The sequence below is a fragment of the Streptomyces sp. NPDC024555 genome, assembly GCF_055559335.1.
Genome location: NZ_JBVHKV010000001.1, coordinates 200,903 through 221,575 on the forward strand (window position 1 = coordinate 200,903; position 20,673 = coordinate 221,575).

A 20,673-nucleotide genomic window follows, 5' to 3' on the forward strand; every position below is an offset into this window, starting at 1 on the left:
GGAAACGCCGCGCGTCGTTCCGCTCCCGTCGTTCTCTGACTACGGTCAGAGAATGACGGCGGAACAGGTCCCCCAGGTACGGCGGTTCAACCGCACGGTCGCCGAGCGGCTGGGCGTCCTGCACGACCGCTATCTGAACGGCCCGCGCCCGTACGGGCAGGCCCGGCTCCTCTGGCAGCTCGGTGACGGCGCCACACAGGACGTCCGGGAGGTGCGCGGCCGCCTCGGCCTCGACTCCGGCTATATGAGCCGGCTGCTCCGCGCCCTGGAGAGCGAGGCCCTGGTCGCCGTCGAGCCCCACCCCGACGACCGGCGGGTGCGCACGGTCCGGCTGACCGAGGCGGGCCGGGCCGAGCGCGCCCTGCTCGACGCCCGCAGCGACGCCCACGCCCGCTCGCTCCTCGACCCGCTGAACGAACGGCAGCGGGACAGGCTGCTCGCGGCCATGGCGGAGGTCGAGCGGCTGCTGACCGCCTCGGCGGTCACCGTGGACGTCCTCGATCCCGAGCATCCGCACGCCGTCCACTGCCTGCGCGCGTACGCCGAGGAACTGCACGAGCTGTTCGAGGGCGGCTTCGATCCCGGGCTGAGCCGGCTGCCCGATCCCGGCGAACTGCGGCCCCCGCGCGGCCTCTTCCTCGTCGCCACCCTGCACGGCGAACCGGTCGGCTGCGCGGGCCTCAAGCTGCCGCCCGGCGCCCCGGCGGAGATCAAACGCCTCTGGGTCGGCCCGGCCACCCGGGGTCTCGGCCTGGCCCGGCGGCTCCTCCGCGACCTCGAAGCGCGCGCCGCCGCGCACGGCAGGGACGCGGTGCGGCTCGACACCAACAAGGCCCTGACGGCGGCGGTCCGGCTCTACCGGACGACCGGGTACGCGGAGATCCCCGCGTTCAACGACGAGCCGTACGCCCACCACTGGTTCGAGAAACGACTGGTGCCGGGTGCGGCGGGCGAGGTGTCCGGCGACGGCGGGGCGACGACGCCCTGACGGGGCCGGGGGCCGACCCCCTCACCGGGCTTCGGCGGCCTGGGCGGCCAGCCGCGCGGCGCGGGCGGTGAGGTGGCGTCGTTCGGGGGCGCTGGTGGCCCGGCGGGCGGCGTCCCGGTACTGCGCGGTGGCGGAGGCGGTGTCGCCGAGCAGGTCCAGGAGATGGGCGCGGGTGGCGAAGAGGCGGTGGTGGCCGGCCATCCGCTTGTCGTCCTCCAGCCCGGCGATCAGGTCGAGCCCGGCGGCCGGCCCGTGCACCATGGCGACGGCCACGGCCTTGTTGAGGGTGACCATCGGGTTCGGTGCCAGTTCCTCCAACAGCCCGTACAGGAGCAGGATCTGCGGCCAGTCCGTGGCGTCCACGTGCGCGGCCTCGTCGTGGACGGCGGCGACGGCGGCCTGCACCTGGTACGGGCCGACCTCGCCGCGCGGCAGCGTCGCGGTGAGCAGGGCGACGCCCTCGGCGATCAGGTCCCGGTCCCAGCGGCCCCGGTCCTGCTCGGCCAGCGGGACCGGATCGCCACCGGGGCCGGTGCGGGCGGGGCGGCGGGCGTCGGTGAGGAGCATCAGCGCCAGCAGCCCGGCGGTCTCGGCGTCCCCGGGCAGCAGCCGGTGCAGCCAGCGGGTCAGCCGGATCGCCTCGGCGGACAGGGCCGGTGCCGTCAGGGCGTCGCCGTCCGTCGTCACGTACCCCTCGTTGAAGATCAGGTACAGCACATGGAGCACGGCCCGCTGCCGCTCCGCACGGTCCTGGGCACCGGGCATCCGCAGCGGTTCCCCGGATGCCTTGATCGTCTGCTTGGCCCGGCTGATGCGCTGCGCCATGGTCGTCTCCGGTACGAGGAACGCCGCCGCGATCTGCGCGGTGCTCAGGCCCCCGACCGCCCGCAGCGTCAGCGCGATGCGGCTCGGCGCGGACAGCGCGGGGTGGCAGCAGAGGAAGAGGAGCGCCAGCGAGTCGTCCCGGTCCGTGGCCGCCTCCGCGTCGGCGGCCCGGCTCAGCAGCTCCGCCTGCGGGGTCGCCAGCGCGATCCGGTCCTCGCGCCGCCGCCGCGCCCGCTCGCTGCGGACCTCGTCCACGAACCGGCGCGAGGCGACGGTGACCAGCCAGCCCCGGGGGTTGTCCGGCGTCCCCTCCTCCGGCCACCGCACCGCCGCCGCGAGCAGCGCCTCCTGCACGGCGTCCTCGCACGCGTCGAAGACGCCGTACCGGCGCACCAGCGCACCGAGGACCTGCGGCGCGAGTTCCCGCAGCAGGTCCTCGGTGCGAAGGTCCTGGGCACACCGTTCCCCGGCGCGGCCGTCCTGCTCGCTCACACGTCCGCCGGGGACTCGTGCATGACCGGCCACAGCTCGACCGGATCCTCCGCCGCGAACGGCATGTCCGCCGCGATCTCCTCCGCCCGCTCCTGGTTCTCGCAGTCCAGCAGGTAGAAGCTGGCGATGTACTCCTTCGTCTCCAGATACGGCCCGTCCGTCACCGCCGGCACCCCGTCCTTCCGCCGCACCAGCCTGGCGTTCACCGCGTCCGCCAGCCCATAGGCCCCCAACAGCTCCCCGCTCTCGCGGTACTTCACGTTGAACGCCTCCTGCGCGGCGATCGCCTCCGGCCACGCCTCGGCCGGGAACGAGTCCCACTTCTCCTGGTTGCCGTAGATCATCGCGATGTACTTCATCCCGGGTGTCCTCCCGCTCCCGCACGCCCCTGCGGCGTGCTGTCACCCTTCGGTCGGAGCCGGATGCCGTCCCTCGACATCCGCACGACACCTTTCTCCGACCAGTTTTCCGCGCCCCCGTACGACTGCGGATGATCAACGTATGCGGGCCGTCCGCCCGGTGCCAGGACGGTCCGACGGCACCGGGCGAAGAGGGAGCCCGCGCGGGGGCCCCGGTGGTCAGCGGGGCCAGGCGCAGTGGACGTGGCGGCTGTGGCCGGTGTTGCCGGGGCCGAGGACTTCCGTCGCGCCGAGCTTCCTGCAGGCGGCCATGAGCTGCTTGTGCGGGGCGCCGCTGCCGACGTGGCGGCCGTTGATGTAGTTGAGGTCGAAGGCGATGCCCGCGTAGTGGCGGGAGCGGGTGCTGTGGTCGCCGCCGACGATCTCGGAGACGGAGAGCCGGTAGCCGTACTGGGTACGGAGCTTGAGCAGACCGTTCAGCATGCGCGGGTCGAGCGCGACGCGGCGGTTGGGCTTGTCGCCCCAGGGGCTGGTGAGCGCGCCCTTGCCGTTGGCCGTGTCGATGATGTTCTGGCGGACCGTCGAGCCGGAGTGCGTTCCGCCCGGGTGGACCGTGGCGAGGACGATCTGCTTCTGGGCCAGGATCTGCCGGGCGAGGGACGCCCGGGTGTCCGCCCTGAGGGCGGGGCGGTCGGCCGCCACCGCGACGGAGGCGGTCAGGGCGGTCGCGGCGACCAGGCCGGCCAGGAGGCGGGCGGCGGTGCGGTGCGCGGCACGCACTCGTACGGGTGATGTCAGTTGCATGTGCGGAACTCCTTGCTTCTGAGGTGAACGGGCCCCCGGCTCCCCGCCGGTCACGAAACGCGCAGGCCGGAGCACCCCTGCGAAGGGGCGGGAACGGGGTGGGGGTCGCGGGGCTCTCGGGCCGGCCGCTTCTCAACTGTGCCGCACGGAACGCGGCGTTCACTACGATCTGCGTCCCGCACGTCGATGCGCCTAGGCATGCTCCTGATGCACGGCGTTGACCTGCGACTATGCACACGGACGCTTCGGAGACACGCATGACGGAGACCACGGGGACCGGCCACGGGACACAGCCGGGGCAGGCCCTCGCCGCACTCCTGAGGTCCTGGTGGGAGGCATCGGCCCGGGACGGCCGCGACAAGCCCACGCAGCAGTCGCTCGCCAAACGGCTCGGGATCGACCAGACCACGCTGTCGCGCTATCTGAACCCCCGCCACACGTCCAACGCCCCGCGCCGGATCGTCGAGCGCCTGCACGAGGTGCTGCACGCCCCCGAGGACGACCTCGCGCGGGCGTGCGCCCTGGCCGACGCGGCGGCCGAGGCCGCGCCCGGCCGCCGGCGTACGACCGGCGCCCCCTCCTCGAACCCGGGAGCCCCGGACCCGGAAGTCTCGAACCCGGAAGTCTTGAACACGGAAGCGGAAGACCCCGGCCCCGACGCCACCACCACGGCCGCGCCGACCCCCACCGCCGAGGTGCCCCCGCGCCCCCGCCGCCCCCTGACCCGGCTCCCCGCCCTGCTCCCCGGTCTGGCCGTCACCGCCCTGTTCCTGCTGGTGGTCGGGGGGCTCGTGTGGCGGGCGATCCCGGCACCCGGCGACGACGCGAAGGCCACCACCGCCACCACCGGCACCACCGCGACGACGAACGCGGCGGACTGGCCGGTCATCAGCAAGGGCCATGTCCTCTGGGGCGCCCGCACCGTGCAACTGCTGCTGCGGGCCACGGGGTACGAGGTGAAGGTCGACGCCGACTACGGCCCCGCCACGGCCGCCGCCGTCACCCGCTTCCAGTCCGCGCACGGGCTGAACCCGGACGGCAAGGTGGGCCCGGACACCTGGCGCCTGCTGATCACCCCCGTCGACTCCCGCACCACCCGGGCCGACGCCGTCACCGCCGTGCAGTACCTGCTCCACCGCGCCGGTGTGGAGACCGACAACACCGGGACGTACACCCCCTCGACCATGCGGTCACTGAAGGAGTTCCAGTCCGCCCACGCCCTGCCCGCCACGGGCACCGCCGACGAGGACACCTGGCGGGCACTGATCCACGCCCAGGGCGCCAGCCTGCACAAGTAGCCCCGGGGCCCCGCCGCTCAGAGGCCGTCCGCCCGCTCCAGCGCCTCCGCGATCATCCGCGTCGCGAACGCGCGGTCGTCGGTGATCCGGTTGATCTGCTCCGCGAGCAGGAACGCCGTGGCCTCCAGCGGATTCATCTCGGCGCTCGTCCACTCCCCGTACTGCTTGCGCCAGAGGTTCGGGCTCAGGCCGGTGCCGGCCGCGACGACCAGGCCCGCCATCGTGGGGATGGCCTCGGGGCTCACGCTCCGGGGCATCCGGCCCAGCGAGACCACCAGACCGGGGATCACGTACTCGATGACGTCCTTGTCGTGCGCCTCGTGCGTCCGCCGCAGCCAGGTCATGAACATGTAGATGAGCGTGCACGTACCGTCCAGGACCTCGGCGGCGCCGTCGGGGCCCAGCGACGTCAGGTACTGCTCGGCCAGCTCCCGCTGTTCGGGGGAGCTCGACCCTCCGTCGTAGACGCCCTTGAGGCGGGAGTCGATCAGCAGGAGGGCCGCGCTCACATCGCCGACGGACGCGAACGCGGGATCGCAACTCGATGTCACAGGGCCTCTCTCCTCAGGTCGCGGGGGTGAACTGCCCGACCGCTTCGCAGAGTAGGGGCCCGCGCACGCAGAAGGACGGGCCCGCGCGAAAACCGCACGGACCCGTCCCTTTCCTGCTAAACGCCTGCCAGGGGCGTCACTACGCCCAGGTGATCAGCCGCTTCGGCTGCTCCAGGATCGCGGCGACGTCCGCCAGGACCTTGGAGCCCAGCTCGCCGTCGACCAGGCGGTGGTCGAACGACAGCGCCAGCGTGGTCACCTGACGCGGCTTCACCTTGCCCTTGTGGACCCAGGGCTGGAGCTTGATCGCGCCCACCGCGAGGATCGCGGACTCGCCCGGGTTCAGGATCGGGGTGCCGGTGTCGACGCCGAAGACACCGACGTTGGTGATGGTCACCGTGCCGCCCGCCATCGCGGCGGGGGACGTCCGGCCCTCACGGGCGGTGGAGACCAGCTCGGCCAGCGACGCGGCCAGCTGCGGCAGCGTCTGCTCGTGCGCGTCCTTGATGTTCGGCACGATCAGGCCGCGCGGGGTCGCGGCGGCGATGCCCAGGTTGACGTAGTGCTTGCGCACGATCTCCTGGTTCGCCTCGTCCCAGGCGGCGTTGACGTCCGGGTTCCGCCTGATCGCGACGAGGAGGGCCTTGGCGATGATCAGGAGCGGGTTGACCCGCACCCCCGCCATGTCCTTGTCCTCCTTCAGCTCCGCCACGAGCTTCATCGTGCGCGTCACGTCGACGGTCACGAACTCGGTGACGTGCGGCGCGGTGAACGCGCTGCCCACCATCGCCTGCGCGATCGCCTTGCGGACGCCCTTGACGGGGATGCGCGTCTCGCGCGCACCCGCCTCGACGGGCACGGCGACCGGAGCCGCCTCGTCCGCGAGCGCCGCCGGGACGGACTCGGCCGGGGCCGCCGCCGGGGCGGGCTCGGGCGTCGCCGCCGCGTGCACGTCCTCGCGGGTGATGATGCCGCCCTCGCCGGTCGGGGTGACCGTCGCCAGGTCGATGCCCAGGTCCTTGGCCAGCTTGCGGACCGGCGGCTTGGCCAGCGGACGGGCGTCGGGGACGCGTCCGGCGTGCCCGTTCAGCTCGCCCTGGATCGCGGTCGCGGCGGCCGCCGGCGTACCGGTGGCCGGTGCGGCGCCCTTGCGGGCGCGCCGCTTGGTGGAGGACTCGGCGACGCCGTAGCCCACCAGCACGGGCTGGCGGCCCTTGGGCTCCTCCGCGTCCGGGGCCGCCTCCGGCTCCGGCGCGGCGGCCGGCCCGGCGGCGTCCGGGGCCGCGTCGCCGGAGCCCGGCGCCACGTCCACCGCGATGATCACCTGGCCGACGTCGACGGTCGTGCCCTCGGGGAAACGCAGCTCGTGGACGACCCCGTCGAACGGGATCGGCAGCTCCACGGCCGCCTTCGCCGTCTCGACCTCGCAGACGACCTGGCCGTCGGAGACGGTGTCACCGGGCTGGACGTACCACTTGAGGATCTCGGCCTCGGTCAGTCCCTCGCCCACGTCGGGCATCTTGAACTCACGGAAGCGAGCGGCGTTGGAAGTGTCGGTCATCGTTGTCACGCCCCAGTCCCTCAGTACGCCAGCGAGCGGTCGACGGCGTCGAGCACCCGGTCGAGGCCCGGCAGGTACTCGTCCTCCAGCCGCGCCGGCGGGTACGGCGCGTGGTAGCCGCCGACCCGCAGCACGGGTGCCTCCAGGTGGTAGAAGCACCGTTCGGTGATCCGCGCGGCGATCTCCGCGCCGGAGCCGTAGAACACCGGCGCCTCGTGCACCACGACCACCCGGCCGGTCTTCTCGGCCGAGGTCTGGATGGCGTCGAAGTCGATCGGGGACATCGAGCGCAGGTCCAGGACCTCGATCGACTTGCCCTCCTCCTGGGCGGCCGCGGCGGCCTCCAGGCAGACCTTCACCATCGGGCCGTACGCGACGAGCGTGAGGTCCGTGCCGGTGCGGGCGACCGTCGCGCGGTGCAGCGGGCCCGGAATGGCCTCGGTGTCGACCTCGCCCTTGTCCCAGTAGCGGCGCTTCGGCTCGAAGAAGATGACCGGGTCGTCGCTCTGGACGGCCTGCTGCATCATCCAGTAGGCGTCCGACGCGTTGGACGGCGAGACCACCTTCAGGCCCGCGACGTGCGCGAACAGCGCCTCGGGCGACTCGCTGTGGTGCTCGACGGCACCGATGCCGCCGCCGTACGGGATGCGCACGACGACCGGCAGCTTGATCTTGCCGAGCGCGCGGGCGTGCATCTTCGCGAGCTGCGTGACGATCTGGTCGTACGCGGGGAAGACGAAGCCGTCGAACTGGATCTCCACGACCGGCCGGTAGCCGCGCAGCGCCAGGCCGATGGCCGTGCCGACGATGCCGGACTCGGCGAGCGGGGTGTCGATCACCCGGTCCTCGCCGAAGTCCTTCTGGAGACCGTCGGTGATCCGGAAGACCCCGCCCAGCTTGCCGACGTCCTCGCCCATGATCAGGACCTTGGGGTCGGTGTCGAGGGCCTTGCGCAGCGACTCGTTGAGCGCCTTCGCGATCGACATCTTTTCCGTGGCCATGGCTACTTGCCCTCCTCGGCGAACGAAGCCTGGTACGCGGCGAACTGGGCGCGCTCCTCGTCGACGAGGGGGTTCCCGTCGGCGTAGACGTGGTCGAAGATCGCCATCCGGTCCGGGTCGGGCATGGCCCGTACCGCTTCGCGGACCCGCTTGCCGAGGGTCTCGCTCTCCTCGTCGAGGGCGGTGAAGAACGCCTCGTCGGCGGCGCCCTGCTTCTCCAGGTAGGCGCGGAGCCGCAGGATCGGGTCCTTGGCCTCCCAGGAGGCGCGCTCCTCGTCGGCCCGGTACTTGGTCGGGTCGTCGGAGGTGGTGTGCGCGCCCATGCGGTAGGTGAACGCCTCGACGAGGGTGGGGCCCTCGCCCCGGCGGGCGCGCTCCAGGGCGGAGCGGGTCACGGCCAGGCAGGCCAGGACGTCGTTGCCGTCGACCCGGATGCCGGGGAAGCCGTAGCCCTGGGCGCGCTGGTAGAGCGGAACCCTTGTCTGCTTCTCGGTCGGCTCCGAGATCGCCCACTGGTTGTTCTGGCAGAAGAACACCACGGGGGCGTTGTACACGGCGGAGAAGGTGAAGGACTCCGCGACGTCGCCCTGGCTGGAGGCGCCGTCGCCGAAGTACGCGATCACGGCCGAGTCCGCGCCGTCCTTGGCGACGCCCATGGCGTAGCCGGTGGCGTGCAGGGTCTGCGAGCCGATGACGATCGTGTACAGGTGGAAGTTGTTGGTGCTGGGGTCCCAGCCGCCGTGGTTCACCCCGCGGAACATCCCGAGCAGATTGGTCGGGTCGACGCCCCGGCACCAGGCCACACCGTGTTCGCGGTAGGTCGGGAAGACGTAGTCGTCGTCGCGCAGGGCCCGGCCGGAGCCGATCTGGGCCGCCTCCTGGCCCAGCAGGGAGGCCCACAGGCCCAGCTCGCCCTGGCGCTGGAGGGCGGTGGCCTCGGCGTCGAAGCGGCGGGTGAGGACCATGTCCCGGTAGAGACCGCGCAGCTCCTCGGCGGTCAGGTCGATCGAGTACTCCGGGTGCTCGACGCGCTCGCCCTCGGGCGTCAGCAGCTGTACGAGCTCGGGTCCGGAACTCTGTGGCGTCTTCGCGGCGCTGGTCCGCTTGCTGCTGCGTCGCGGTTTGCGCGCGGCAGTGCTCTCCACGGTCACGTGCGTGCTCCTCCGTCGGTCCGGTCCCCGGGGTCTGCCGGGAGACCAGTGCGGCTCGCCTGTGTCCGTACCCGTGCACGGGGTGGGTGCCGCTCGGCCGGGAACAGGCGTGACAGGTGCCCCGGCGAGCGCCCTGTCCAAGGCACGTTACCCAGTGCTTCGCATAACTGCGAAACCCTTCCTGACCTGCGTTTTTGCTTGGATATCCAAGTAAATCGCGGAAATCGGGAAGGCTCGCTGGTCACAGCACTGGTCACAGCCTCGCAGGCTGCCGGAACAACGGCACGTTATCCCGCCCGACAGCGGCAGGGAAGGGGGGAGTGTGTGAGACTGCGTTTGTGCGCGAAGATGGAAAAATCACCGTTTTTCTCCTGGATGACCACGAAGTCGTCCGACGCGGCGTTCATGAGCTGTTGTCGGTCGAGGACGACATCGAGGTGGTCGGCGAGGCCGGGACCGCGGCGGACGCGCTGGTCCGGATCCCCGCCACCCGTCCCGACGTGGCCGTTCTCGACGTCCGGCTGCCCGACGGCAGCGGGGTCGAGGTCTGCCGCGAGATCCGCTCCCAGGACGAGTCCATCCACTGTCTGATGCTGACCTCGTACGCCGACGACGAGGCACTGTTCGACGCGATCATGGCCGGTGCCTCCGGTTACGTCCTCAAGGCGATCCGCGGCAACGAGCTGCTGAGCGCGGTACGGGACGTGGCGGCCGGGAAGTCACTGCTGGACCCGGTGGCGACCGCGCGGGTGCTGGAGCGGCTCCGGGACGGCAAGAAGGGCCGCGAGGACGACCGGATCGCGAGCCTCACCGAGCAGGAGCGCCGCATCCTGGACCTGATCGGGGAGGGGCTGACCAACCGGGTCATCGGCGAGCGCCTGCACCTCGCCGAGAAGACGATCAAGAACTACGTCTCCAGCCTGCTCGCCAAGCTCGGCATGGAGCGCCGCTCGCAGGCCGCCGCCTACGTGGCCCGGATCCAGGCCGAGAAGCGCTGAGGGCCGCCCGGCGGGGGACTTTGGTCCCTGCCGGGCCGGGGCCCCTGCCTCTTCTGCCGGCCCGCGCGGCCGGGGACAGTGGAGGACATGTCCCTTGAGGAACTCCACGCGATCGAGCTGCTCCACCGGGTGCCCTACGGCCGGCTGGCGACCAGCATGCGAGCCCTCCCGATCCTGACCGTGGCCCGTCACATCGTGGCCGACGGCCATGTCGTGCTGCGGCTGCACAGCGGTCTGGGCTACCACGACGCCTGCGACGGCACCGTCGTCGCCTACGGAGCGGACAACTACAACGCCGCCACCTCGGCCGGGGCCCGCGATCTGTGGTCCGTGCAGTTCACCGGCCCCGCGCGGCTCGTCGAGCCGACCTGCGAACAGCGCGATCTGTTCGGCCCCGCACCGGTCGAGGTCAACGGCGAACCCTTCGACCCGGCCTACCTCCGGCTCGACCCGCATTTCGTCACTGTGCACACTCTGGACTTCCACGCAACTCCGCGAATCCCGCAACACAGCGTGATCTAACATCTGTCGCGTGCCGCGCTCATCTGTCATCGATCCCCCTGTTCCGCCCGTCCGCGACGTGCTGCTCCGGTACCCCGGGACGGGGACCCCGCTCAGCTGCGAACCCCTGGACAAGGGCCTGCTCAACCATGGTTACCGGGTGTCCACCACGCGCGGCTCCTACTTTCTGAAGCACCATCTGGACGACACCACGGGCGACCGCGCCACGATCGTCCGCCAGCACCGGGCCACCCAGCGCCTCCAGTCACTCGGAGTGCCCGTCGCCCCGCCCCTGGAGGACACCGAGGGCGGAACGGTCACCGAGATCGGCGGCCGCTGCTACGCCCTGCACCCCTGGGTGGACGGGCTCCACCGCGCGGGCGCCCAGCTCACCCTCGCCCAGTCGCTGCGGCTCGGGGCGCTCCTCGGAGCCGTACACACCGGTCTGGAACAGGTGATGGACCCCGGAGCCGCGGCCGGCGGGCGGTCCGGGCACGCGAGCGCCGATCCGGCCGACACCTTCGCGCTGATCGAGACGCTGCTGTCGGCGGCCCGTTCCCGCCGCCCCCGGGACTCCTTCGACGAACTGGCCGAACACCGGCTCCAGGAGCGGCGCGCACTGCTGGAACAGCACGCCGACCGCAGACCGCCCGCCCCCGACGGACCGGCCACCGGCTGGGTGCACGGCGACTTCCATCCGCTCAACGTGCTCTACCGGGGCGCCGATCCGGTGGCGATCCTCGACTGGGACCGCCTCGGTGTGCAGCCCCGCGCGGAGGAGGCGGTGCGGGCGGCGGCGATCTTCTTCGTCCGTCCGGCCGGTGAGCTGGACCTCGCGAAGGTGCGGGCGTACGCCCGCGCCTACCGCAGGGCCGCGGGCGCCGGGGCCGATGAACTGGCCGCCGCCGTGCACCGGGTGTGGTGGGAACGGCTCAACGACTTCTGGATACTGCACTGGCGCTACTGCCTGAACGACCGCAGGGCCGACCCGCAGTTCCCCGCGGTGTCGGCCCTGGTGGTGTGGTGGACCCGTGCGTACGACGCGGTGCGCGAGGCCTTCACGGGATGAGCCCGGTGCGGTGCGGCCTCGGGGCCGCACCGCCGGGGAGAGGGACTACTGCTGCCCCGCGCCGCCGCCCGCGCCCGCCGCCGCGCCCGCGCTGGCCCCGGAGGCCGTCCCGGCGTCCGTGCCCGTGCTGGTGCCGGCGTCCGTGCCCGCGTCCGTACCCGCGTTGGTCCCGGCGTCCGTACCCGCGTCCGTACCCGCGTTGGTCCCGGCGTCCGTACCCGCGTCCGTACCCGCGTCGGTGCCGGCGTCCGTGCCGCCGTCGCCGGTGCCCTGGGTGTCCGTCTGGGACGGGGTGGGCGGCGGCGACGGGTCCGCCGTACGGCTCGGGGTGAACGACGGGGTGTAGGAGGGCTTGTGCGGCCGCTCCTGCTGGTCCCCGCCGCTGTTCCCGGGCTGGTCGGTGTCCTGCGTGGTCTGTTCCTCGCTCGGCGTGGCCGAGGTCTCCGTGGGGGAGGGGCTGCTGGACGTCGAGGTGGCCGGGGACTTGGGCTTCCCGTCGCCGCCCCGCGCCGCGTTCACCGCGATCGCGACGCCCGCCGCGATCGCGATCAGCGCGAGCACGACGAACAGCCACAGCTTGCCGCGGCCCCCGCCGGGCCGGCCGCCGCCGTCGTAACCGCCGTCGTCCGGGTTCATCGGCGGCAGGATCGGACCCTGCGAGGTGTCGCCGTACTGCGCGTACCCCATCTGATGGGTGGCGCCCGTCATGCCCTGCGGCGGCGTGCCCGGACCGTCGCCCAGGACGACCGGGCCGGTGTTCCACGCACCCGTGTGACCGCCCTGCGCCTGGAGCATCTGCAGGGCGTACTGGACGAGTCCGCGCATCTCCTCGGCGCTCTGGAAGCGGTCGTCCGGGTCCTTGGCGAGCGAGCGCATCACGAGCCCGTCCAGCTCCGGCGGGACCGCGTCGGAGATCTGCGACGGCGGGACCGGGGTGTCCTGGACGTGCTGGTACACCACGGACAGCGGCGTCTCGCCCGTGAACGGAGGCCGCAGCGCGAGCAGTTCGTAGAGCAGACAGCCGGTCGCGTACAGGTCGGAGCGGTGGTCGACGGCCTTGCCGAGCGCCTGCTCCGGGGAGAGGTACTGCGGCGTGCCCATGACCATGCCGGTCTGGGTCATCGTCGACTGCGCGCCGTGCAGCGCGCGGGCGATGCCGAAGTCCATCACCTTCACCGCACCGGAGTTGGTGATGATCACGTTGGCCGGCTTGATGTCCCGGTGCACGATGCCGTGCTGGTGCGAGTAGGCCAGCGCCTCCAGCACCCCGGAGACGATGATCAGGGCCTGCTCGGGCGGCGGGGCGTCCGCGTTGATCAGCAGATCGCGGATGGTGCGGCCCTCGACCAGCTCCATGACGATGTACGGCACGGTCTGGCCGGCCACCGTGTCCTCGCCGGAGTCGTAGACCGCGACGACCGCGTGGTGGTTGAGGCCGGCGACCGACTGCGCCTCGCGCGTGAACCGGGCCTTGGAGACCGGGTCCTCGGCGAGATCGGAGCGGAGCAGCTTCACCGCGACGGTGCGTCCGAGCCGGACGTCCTCGGCCGCGAAGACCTCGGCCATGCCGCCCCGGCCGAGCCGGTGCGTCAGCCGGTAGCGTCCGTCGCCGACCACACCGCCGATGCCCCAGGAATCGGTGCCATCCGGAACTCCGCCGCCGTTTGCTTCGGGTTCGGGTGCCATCAGTCCTCGCCGTCGTATCTGTCCGCGTCTGTCCGCGCGCGTCCGCGGGTTCTCACGGTGCCCTGCTGCGTCGCCGACCGCGTTGTCGGCCGCGTTGCCACGTCACGCTACAGCCTCTGTCCGACGCACCGTTTTCGAGAGGGACGGGCCATCCAACCGGCCGGCGGGTCACGGACGCAAATTCGACGGGGATCCTGTAACGCTTCCGAGACGCTTCTTGTGCGTACGGTCACGGAACGGGCACCTGGCTTGACGTGTCGTACCCCTCGGGCAGACTTGGCCAGTAATACGGATCTTCGCGCGAGCGAGCGCGCCCTAGGGGGAAGCAAGTCATGAGCCAGGACGGCGCACAGGGTGCCCAGGGTCGCTACGCGGGCGGTTCGGTCGCCGGCGGCCGTTACCAGCTGCGTGACCTGCTGGGCGAGGGCGGAATGGCTTCCGTGTACCTCGCCTACGACACCGCTCTCGACCGCCAGGTGGCGATCAAGACGCTGCACACGGAGCTGGGACGCGAGCAGTCCTTCCGCGAACGGTTCCGCCGCGAGGCCCAGGCCGTCGCCAAGCTCCAGCACACCAACATCGTCTCCGTCTTCGACACCGGCGAGGACGAACTCGGCGGCGCGCTGATGCCGTACATCGTCATGGAGTACGTCGAGGGCCAGCCGCTCGGCTCCGTCCTCCAGTCCGACATCGCGGCCTACGGCGCGATGCCCGCCGACAAGGCGCTCAAGGTGACGGCCGACGTGCTGGCCGCGCTGGACACCAGCCACGAGATGGGCCTGGTCCACCGCGACATCAAGCCGGGCAACGTCATGGTGACCAAGCGCGGCGTCGTGAAGGTCATGGACTTCGGCATCGCCCGCGCCATGCAGTCGGGCGTCACGTCGATGACCCAGACCGGCATGGTCGTCGGCACCCCGCAGTACCTCTCCCCCGAACAGGCCCTGGGCCGCGGCGTGGACGCCCGCTCCGACCTGTACTCGGTCGGGATCATGCTGTTCCAGCTGCTCACCGGACGCATCCCGTTCGACGCGGACTCCCCGCTCGCCATCGCCTACGCGCATGTGCAGGAGGAGCCGGTCGCCCCGTCCACGATCAACCGCTCGCTGACCCCGGCGATGGACGCGCTGGTCGCCCGCGCGCTGAAGAAGAACCCCAACGAGCGCTTCCCGAGCGCCGCCGCGATGCAGGACGAGATCGCGCGCGTGCTGAGCGCGAGCGGTCACACGGGCGCCCCGGTGATCGTCAACGGCGGGGGCGCTCCGGCGAACAGCGGCTCGGGGGTCGGTTCGGCCGTCTTCCCGCCGGTCGACCAGTCGACCCCGGCACCGCAGCACGTCCAGACGCCCTACCAGCCCGGTCCGTACGCGTCGCAGCAGCAGCCCGGCCCGTACGGGGCGCCGACCCCGGCGCCCACCCCGGCCCCGTCCTACGGCTATCCGCAGTCGGCACCGGCGTACCAGACCCCGGCCGCGATGTCGCCGATGCAGCAGCAGACCCCGCCGCCGTACACGGTCTCGCCGCAGACGCACGCCGCGTCCTCGGGTTCCTCGGGCGGCGGCTCCGGCTCCAAGCGGAACATGCCGGTCATCGTGGGGTCGATCGTCGTCGCCCTGATCGCGATCGGCGGTCTGATCACCGCGCTCGCGCTGAACAACGACGACTCGAACAAGGGCGGCACCGAAGCCACGTCGAGCGAGTCCCCGTCCGGTGACCACAAGGATCCGGAGCGGAACCGGACGATCGACACCGAGAAGTGCACGGACGCCATGGAGGACAACGACGACCCGAACAAGGTCGACGCCCCCAGCTTCCTCTACAAGGACATCCTCTCGGCGCGCGCCTGCGCCGACGCCGCCGGCTGGACCATCAAGCAGATCAAGGTCCCCGGCAACGCGTACGCGGAGGACCAGGTCATCGACCAGTTCCCGACCTCCGGCACCGCCGTCCCCAAGGTCGGCGCGCACTTCGAACTGCGCATCGCCACGGGCGACCCGGCGTAACGGGGCGCCCGGTCCGGCACGCGCCCGCCGGTGTGCGCGGTCCCTCCCGCGCCGGGGCCGCCACCCGTCCGTCGCACCTGACATGCCGGACGGTCCGTCACATGTGACGGTGGCCCCATGGCTTCAGCACACCTGGCCGCACGGCCCGCACGGTGCGTGGCCTGCCTGACACTGACGGCAGCCGCGACGCTGGGGGGTGTCATGGCCGGGGAGGCGCACGCGGACGCGCGGGTGTCCGGCCGGGGGGAGACGTCGGCCGAACCGCCGTCCGGTACGCCGTACGCGCCACCGCCCGTCGCACACGTCCCCACGCCCCCGCTCCCCGCTTCCCGGCCGTCCGCTTCCGGGCCGCCGTCCTCCTCCGCGCCGCCCTCTGCTTCCGCCCCGCCCTCCGCTTCCGCGCCCGTGCCGGTGCCGGTGCCGTCCGCGACGGTGCCGGTGCCCGCCGTGCCGGGTGCTCCGGCACCGGCCGCGTCGTGGGGGGCGCCCGCACACCCCGCGCCTGAGCCGTCCGCGACCGATCCCTCCTCGCCCGGCCCCGGATCGCCCCGGCCCGAGGACGTCCAGTCCCCGATGGCCGGGCTGCCCGCCGGGGAGGGGCGGCCCCGGCCGGGCCGGACGCTGAGCCCCGAGGAGCTGGACGGGGCCGACCGTCTCGACGACTCCGAGAACGAGCCGGAGCCGACGCCGTCCGCCGCCAGCCCCGGGACGACCGCGACCGCCGGGATCGGACGGCCCTCGCGCCGGGCCCTGAGCGGACCGGCCGTGGAACGCGTCCAGCAGATGTCGCTCGGGGTGGGAATCGCCCTGGTGGGACTGGGTCTGGGCTTCCTCGCCCTGCGGATGCGCCGCTCCGGCTGAGGGGCTTACGGGGCCGGTGACCGGCCCTCCGACGCGGACGCGCCCCGGGCCGCCGCGTACCGGAACGCCTTGCACACGTGGGCATACTCGATATACATACTCAGTATGTCGATCCGTCACGGCCTGCTGGCCCTGCTGGAGCGGGGGCCCCGGTACGGCTCCCAGCTCCGCACCGAGTTCGAGTCCCGTACCGGCTCCACCTGGCCGCTGAACGTCGGGCAGGTCTACACGACGCTGAACCGGCTGGAGCGCGACGGCCTGGTCGTCCAGGACGGGGAGGACGACCAGGGGCACGCCCTGTACGCCATCAGCGACGCGGGCCGGGACGAGCTGCGCTCCTGGTTCGAGACCCCGGTCGACCGCAGCAGCCCGCCCCGTGACGAGCTGGCCATCAAGCTCGCCATGGCCGTGGGCGCCCCCGGCGTCGACATCCGGGCCGTCATCCAGTCCCAGCGCCACCACACGGTGAAGGCCATGCAGGACTACACCCGGCTCAAGGCGCAGGCCCTCGCCGACGTGCCCGCCAACCGCGACGAGGTGGCGTGGCTCCTCGTCGTGGAGCAGCTGATCTTCCAGGCCGAGGCGGAGGCCCGCTGGCTGGACCACTGCGAGTCCCGGCTGGTCCGGCTCGCCGAGGCCGCCGCCACGGAGCCCGAGGCGGAGCCCGCACGCCGGAGCACGGCCCGGGGCACCGACCGGCCCCGCGCCCGCCGCTGAGCCACCGGCGTACGCCGCACGACCGGCACGGCACCGGCCCCGGTGTCCGGTCCGCGCCCGACCGCCCGGCCCGTGCCGGGGCGGGCGGTGACGCCGGTCTCGACCACACCACCGTTCCGAGGGGGAACCCACCGCCATGTCCCAGCACGTCCCGTCCCCGGCCGGTCCACCGCAGCCGGTGGACGCCCCGGTACTCGAACTCCGCGCCCTCACCCGCACCCACGGCACCGGCATGGCCGCCGTGCACGCCCTGCGCGGAATCGATCTGACCGTGCGCCCCGGCGAACTGGTCGCCGTGATGGGGCCCTCCGGATCCGGCAAGTCCACCCTGCTGACGCTCGCCGGCGGACTCGACACCGCGACCGGCGGCCAGGTCGTCATCGAGGGCCAGGACATCTCCGCGCTCGGCCGCAAGGGCATGGCCGCCCTGCGCCGCCGCAGCGTCGGCTACGTCTTCCAGGACTACAACCTGATCCCGGCCCTGACCGCCGCCGAGAACATCGCCCTGCCCCGCGAACTCGACGGCGTCTCCGTCCGCAAGGCCCGCAAGGAGGCCAGGGAGGCGCTGGAGGAGATGCGCCTGCTGGACGTCGCCGACCGCTTCCCCGACGAGATGTCCGGCGGCCAGCAGCAGCGCGTCGCCATCGCCCGCGCGCTGGTCGGGGACCGCCGCCTGGTGCTCGCCGACGAGCCGACCGGCGCGCTCGACTCGGAGACCGGGGAGACCGTCCTCGCCCTGCTGCGCAGCCGCTGCGACCGGGGCGCCGCCGGCGTCATGGTCACCCACGAACCGCGCTACGCGGCCTGGGCGGACCGGGTCGTCTTCCTGCGCGACGGCTCGATCGTCGACCAGACGCTGACCTCCGGGGCCGATTCGCTGCTCGCCGCCGGGAGCCCCGAGTGAGGCTCTTCACGGGGTGGCGCGCCGCCCTCCGGATGGCCCGCCGCGACGCCCTGCGGGCCAAGGGCCGCAGCGCCCTGGTGGTCGCGATGATCGCGCTCCCCGTGCTCGGCGTGACAGCGGCGGACATCACGACCCGCTCGGTCGCCACCAGCGAGTCCGAACGGCTGACCGCCCGGATGGGCGCGGCCGACGCCCTCTTCACCGATCCGGGGCTCGGCCCGCTGGAGCAGATGCCCGACGGCAACATGTACGACGCCGTCGGCGGCACCGTGCCCGAGGGCGAGATACCACCGATCGACATGCGCGCCGCCCTCCCCGAGGGCGCGCGCACCCTCACCCTCCAGTCGGTGCCCGCGAGCGTCACCACGAAGTACGGGCTGGCAGGCACCGACATCACCGAGTTCCGCGTCTCGGACCCGATGGCGCGGGGCCGGGTCGAGCTGGTCCGGGGGGCGTTCCCGCACGGCACCGACGAGATGGCGGCCACCGAACCGTTCCTGACGTCGTCCGGTCTGCACATCGGCTCCCGGACCACGGTGCACAGCATCGGCCGCACCTACACGATCACCGGGATCGTCGAGGACCCCTCCGACCTGAAGGCGAAGCAGCTGTACGCCGACCCGGGCGCGGTCATCGCCCCGTGGCGGAAGGCCGCCGAGCGCGACCCGGACGTGCTGCCGCCGAACACCGGCACCGCCCAGTGGCTGGTCACGGGCGCGGGCGGCTCCGGTGTCGACTGGGACGACGTCCGCGCGGCCAACCGCAAGGGCGCCCTGGTCGTCTCCCGTCAGGTCGTCCTGGACCCGCCGCCGGACTCCGCGATCCCGCCGGCACGCTCGTACACCCCCTACACCGAAGGCACCTCCGCCGAAGCGGGCGCGGCCGTCGTCACCGTGGTCGCCATGGCCGTGCTGGAGATCGTCCTGCTCGCCGGACCGGCCTTCGCCGTCGGGGCCCGCCGCTCGCGCCGGCAGCTCGGGCTCATCGGCACCTGCGGCGGCGACCGGCGCCACATCCGCGCCGTGGTCCTCGCCGGCGGCCTCGTCCTGGGCGCCGTCGGCACGGTGACCGGGGTCGCGGCCGGGCTGCTGCTCACCGTGGTGTTCCGGCCGATGATCGAGGGGTGGGCCGGGCAGCGCTTCGGCTCCCTGGTCCTGAACCCCGGCGAGCTGCTGGTCATCGCCCTGCTCGGCCTGGTCACCGGGGTGCTCGCCGCCCTCGCACCGGCGATCGTCGCCTCCCGGCAGTCCGTACTGGAGTCCCTGACCGGACGGCGCGGGGTGCGCCGCAGCTCCCGGGTGCTGCCCGCCGTGGGCGCGAGCCTGCTGGCACTGGGGGCGGCCGTCGCCGTCTACGGCGGTACCAGCGGCGACACCCGGCTGGTGGCCGGCGGTTCCGTCGTCGCCGAGCTGGGGCTGCTCGGCTGCATCCCGGTGATCGTCGGGCTGCTGGGCCGCCTCGGCCGCGGGCTGCCGCTCTCCCCGCGCATGGCGCTGCGCGACGCCGCCCGCAACCGGGGCCGCACCGCCCCGGCGGTCGCCGCGGTGATGGCGGCCGTCGCGGGCACCGTGGCCGTGGCCACGTACATGGCGAGCACCATGGCGGAATCGGACTACCGCTACACCCCTTCGCTCACCGAGGGAACGATGGTGCTGTCGGCGTCGGACGAACGACTGGCCGCACAGCTGCCCCTGGCCCGCGCCGCCGTGGAACGGAACATGACGGTGACCGGCAGACCCGCCGGCTTCGCCCGGACCTGGGCCGGCAGCGACTGCATGGTCTATTACGAGGACGAGCCCGGTGGCGAGCCCGGCTGCGGCAGCCTGACCCTGGTCAAGCCCACCGGAGAGGGACACACCTGCCCCCTCAAGGCCAAGGGCGCCAAGGAACTGGCCGCGCGGCTCTCCTCGGAGGAGCACCGCACGCTGATGCGCTCCCCCGCCTGCGTCGACGAGTACATCTCCACCGGCAGCTTCCCCACGGACGAGAACAACATCGTGGTCGGCGGTCCGGACCTGCTCCGCCTGTATGTGAAGCTCGACGACCCGGCCGCGGCTGCCGCCCTGGAGGCCGGCACCCCCGTGCTGCTGAACCGGGCGTACGCGCGGAACGGCGAGGTCACCCTCAAGGCCGTGCACGCGTACAACGCCAAGGACACCGGGAATCGCAAGCTGCACCCCGGTCCGGCCCGGAAGACCACGAACCGGCTCAAGGTGTACGTCGCCGACGCGCGGTACGCCACCACCCCCGGCATCCGCATGATCATGCCCCGGAAGACCGCCGAGCGGATCGGTCTGCGCACCGCGGAGGCCGGCAGTGTCTACGCCGTGCCGCACCGGCCCTCGGACGCCGAGGAACAACGTGTCTCGGCCGCCATCGAGGAGGCGGGCGGCGGCATCTGGCTCCAGACCTCCCCCGGCTCTGCGGACCGGGACGACATCATGCTGCTCGTCCTGACGCTGTTCGCCGGGGTGGTGACCCTGGGCGCCGCGGCGATCACCACCGGCCTCGCCAAGGCCGACGCCGAGGCCGACCTGACCACGCTCAGCGCGGTGGGCGCGCCCCCGCGGGTCCGGCGGGCGCTCTCCGGGTTCCAGTGCATGATCGTGGCGCTCACGGGGGTGCTGCTGGGCACCGTGGCCGGTCTGGTGCCGGCGGTGGCGGTGCGCCTGACCGATCTGGGCAAGGCCATGGAGGCGATGCGGGCCAATCCGATGGAGTCCGCGTACACACCGATCGTGCTGCCCTGGACGGCGATCGGGGTGCTGGCCGTGGCCGTACCGCTGCTGGCCGGGCTGCTGGCGGCGGTGTTCACCCGGTCCCGGCTGACGCTGTCCCGTCGCGCCGGGTGACCGGTGCCTCACGCGGGAGTTCGGTGCCCCCGGAGACGGTGGATCATCCGTA

At 72.8% G+C, this 20,673-nt stretch carries 18 protein-coding genes; 10 read left to right on the plus strand and 8 right to left on the minus strand.

Features of this window, described 5'->3' with window-relative positions; translation table 11 throughout:
- Positions 1-52 precede the first annotated feature (52 nt).
- The gene (locus ACZ4FH_RS00870; RefSeq protein ID WP_467301452.1) at positions 53-988 is read left to right on the plus strand and encodes a bifunctional helix-turn-helix transcriptional regulator/GNAT family N-acetyltransferase; all 936 of its coding nucleotides are present in this window, start codon (positions 53-55) and stop codon (positions 986-988) included.
- 21 nt (positions 989-1,009) lie between these two features.
- On the opposite strand, the gene ACZ4FH_RS00875 is transcribed toward ACZ4FH_RS00870, so the two are convergent.
- The 3 genes from ACZ4FH_RS00875 to ACZ4FH_RS00885 form a co-directional block, all read right to left on the minus strand.
- Positions 1,010-2,305, minus strand: a complete 1,296-nt coding sequence (locus tag ACZ4FH_RS00875) for an RNA polymerase sigma factor (RefSeq protein WP_467301453.1) — start codon at positions 2,303-2,305, stop codon at positions 1,010-1,012.
- On the minus strand, positions 2,302-2,664 hold the full coding sequence (locus ACZ4FH_RS00880; protein WP_467301454.1) for a YciI family protein: 363 nt from the start codon (positions 2,662-2,664) through the stop codon (positions 2,302-2,304). The genes ACZ4FH_RS00875 and ACZ4FH_RS00880 overlap by 4 nt, the downstream gene beginning before the upstream one ends.
- Before the next feature lie 219 nt (positions 2,665-2,883).
- Positions 2,884-3,468: a hypothetical protein gene (locus ACZ4FH_RS00885; protein WP_467301455.1), complete on the minus strand. Its 585-nt coding sequence runs from the start codon at positions 3,466-3,468 to the stop codon at positions 2,884-2,886.
- Positions 3,469-3,725: 257 nt separating this feature from the next.
- Here ACZ4FH_RS00885 and ACZ4FH_RS00890 point away from each other — a divergent pair, with 257 nt between their 5' ends.
- The gene (locus ACZ4FH_RS00890) at positions 3,726-4,766 is read left to right on the plus strand and encodes a peptidoglycan-binding protein (RefSeq protein WP_467301456.1); all 1,041 of its coding nucleotides are present in this window, start codon (positions 3,726-3,728) and stop codon (positions 4,764-4,766) included.
- Between the two features lie 17 nt (positions 4,767-4,783).
- Here ACZ4FH_RS00890 and ACZ4FH_RS00895 read toward each other — a convergent pair whose 3' ends face one another.
- The 4 genes from ACZ4FH_RS00895 to pdhA form a co-directional block, all read right to left on the minus strand.
- A complete protein-coding gene (locus ACZ4FH_RS00895; RefSeq protein WP_467301457.1) occupies positions 4,784-5,317 on the minus strand; it encodes a hypothetical protein in 534 nt (177 codons plus the stop codon).
- A gap of 139 nt (positions 5,318-5,456) precedes the next feature.
- A complete protein-coding gene (locus ACZ4FH_RS00900) occupies positions 5,457-6,887 on the minus strand; it encodes a dihydrolipoamide acetyltransferase family protein (protein WP_467301458.1) in 1,431 nt (476 codons plus the stop codon).
- 11 nt (positions 6,888-6,898) lie between these two features.
- On the minus strand, positions 6,899-7,879 hold the full coding sequence (locus ACZ4FH_RS00905; protein WP_467301459.1) for an alpha-ketoacid dehydrogenase subunit beta: 981 nt from the start codon (positions 7,877-7,879) through the stop codon (positions 6,899-6,901).
- 2 nt (positions 7,880-7,881) lie between these two features.
- Entirely contained in the window at positions 7,882-9,030 is a 1,149-nt protein-coding gene (gene pdhA, locus ACZ4FH_RS00910; protein ID WP_383631168.1) for a pyruvate dehydrogenase (acetyl-transferring) E1 component subunit alpha, read from the minus strand.
- A 338-nt stretch (positions 9,031-9,368) separates the two neighbouring features.
- On the opposite strand from pdhA, the gene ACZ4FH_RS00915 reads away from it, so the two are divergent.
- The 3 genes from ACZ4FH_RS00915 to ACZ4FH_RS00925 all read left to right on the plus strand — a co-directional run bounded on the left by ACZ4FH_RS00915 (position 9,369) and on the right by ACZ4FH_RS00925 (position 11,598).
- Positions 9,369-10,028 (plus strand): response regulator, encoded by a 660-nt coding sequence (locus tag ACZ4FH_RS00915; protein ID WP_383631171.1) that lies wholly within the window; start codon positions 9,369-9,371, stop codon positions 10,026-10,028.
- An 87-nt stretch (positions 10,029-10,115) separates the two neighbouring features.
- Positions 10,116-10,550 carry a pyridoxamine 5'-phosphate oxidase family protein gene (locus ACZ4FH_RS00920; RefSeq protein WP_467301460.1) on the plus strand — a complete coding sequence of 145 codons (435 nt, stop codon included), beginning with the start codon at positions 10,116-10,118 and terminating at the stop codon, positions 10,548-10,550.
- A 58-nt stretch (positions 10,551-10,608) separates the two neighbouring features.
- Complete coding sequence (locus ACZ4FH_RS00925) at positions 10,609-11,598, plus strand: phosphotransferase (RefSeq protein WP_467301726.1); 990 nt, start codon at positions 10,609-10,611, stop codon at positions 11,596-11,598.
- 45 nt (positions 11,599-11,643) lie between these two features.
- On the opposite strand, the gene ACZ4FH_RS00930 is transcribed toward ACZ4FH_RS00925, so the two are convergent.
- The gene (locus ACZ4FH_RS00930; RefSeq protein WP_467301461.1) at positions 11,644-13,284 is read right to left on the minus strand and encodes a protein kinase domain-containing protein; all 1,641 of its coding nucleotides are present in this window, start codon (positions 13,282-13,284) and stop codon (positions 11,644-11,646) included.
- Between the two features lie 332 nt (positions 13,285-13,616).
- On the opposite strand from ACZ4FH_RS00930, the gene ACZ4FH_RS00935 reads away from it, so the two are divergent.
- The 5 genes from ACZ4FH_RS00935 to ACZ4FH_RS00955 all read left to right on the plus strand — a co-directional run bounded on the left by ACZ4FH_RS00935 (position 13,617) and on the right by ACZ4FH_RS00955 (position 20,621).
- Positions 13,617-15,287, plus strand: a complete 1,671-nt coding sequence (locus tag ACZ4FH_RS00935; protein ID WP_467301462.1) for a protein kinase domain-containing protein — start codon at positions 13,617-13,619, stop codon at positions 15,285-15,287.
- Positions 15,288-15,860: 573 nt separating this feature from the next.
- Positions 15,861-16,148, plus strand: a complete 288-nt coding sequence (locus ACZ4FH_RS00940) for a hypothetical protein (RefSeq protein WP_467301463.1) — start codon at positions 15,861-15,863, stop codon at positions 16,146-16,148.
- A 105-nt stretch (positions 16,149-16,253) separates the two neighbouring features.
- Positions 16,254-16,865 carry a PadR family transcriptional regulator gene (locus ACZ4FH_RS00945; RefSeq protein WP_467301464.1) on the plus strand — a complete coding sequence of 204 codons (612 nt, stop codon included), beginning with the start codon at positions 16,254-16,256 and terminating at the stop codon, positions 16,863-16,865.
- 136 nt (positions 16,866-17,001) lie between these two features.
- Positions 17,002-17,769, plus strand: a complete 768-nt coding sequence (locus ACZ4FH_RS00950) for an ABC transporter ATP-binding protein (protein ID WP_383631189.1) — start codon at positions 17,002-17,004, stop codon at positions 17,767-17,769.
- Positions 17,766-20,621 carry an ABC transporter permease gene (locus ACZ4FH_RS00955; protein ID WP_467301465.1) on the plus strand — a complete coding sequence of 952 codons (2,856 nt, stop codon included), beginning with the start codon at positions 17,766-17,768 and terminating at the stop codon, positions 20,619-20,621. Before ACZ4FH_RS00950 ends, ACZ4FH_RS00955 begins: the two co-directional genes overlap by 4 nt.
- Positions 20,622-20,673 lie beyond the last annotated feature (52 nt).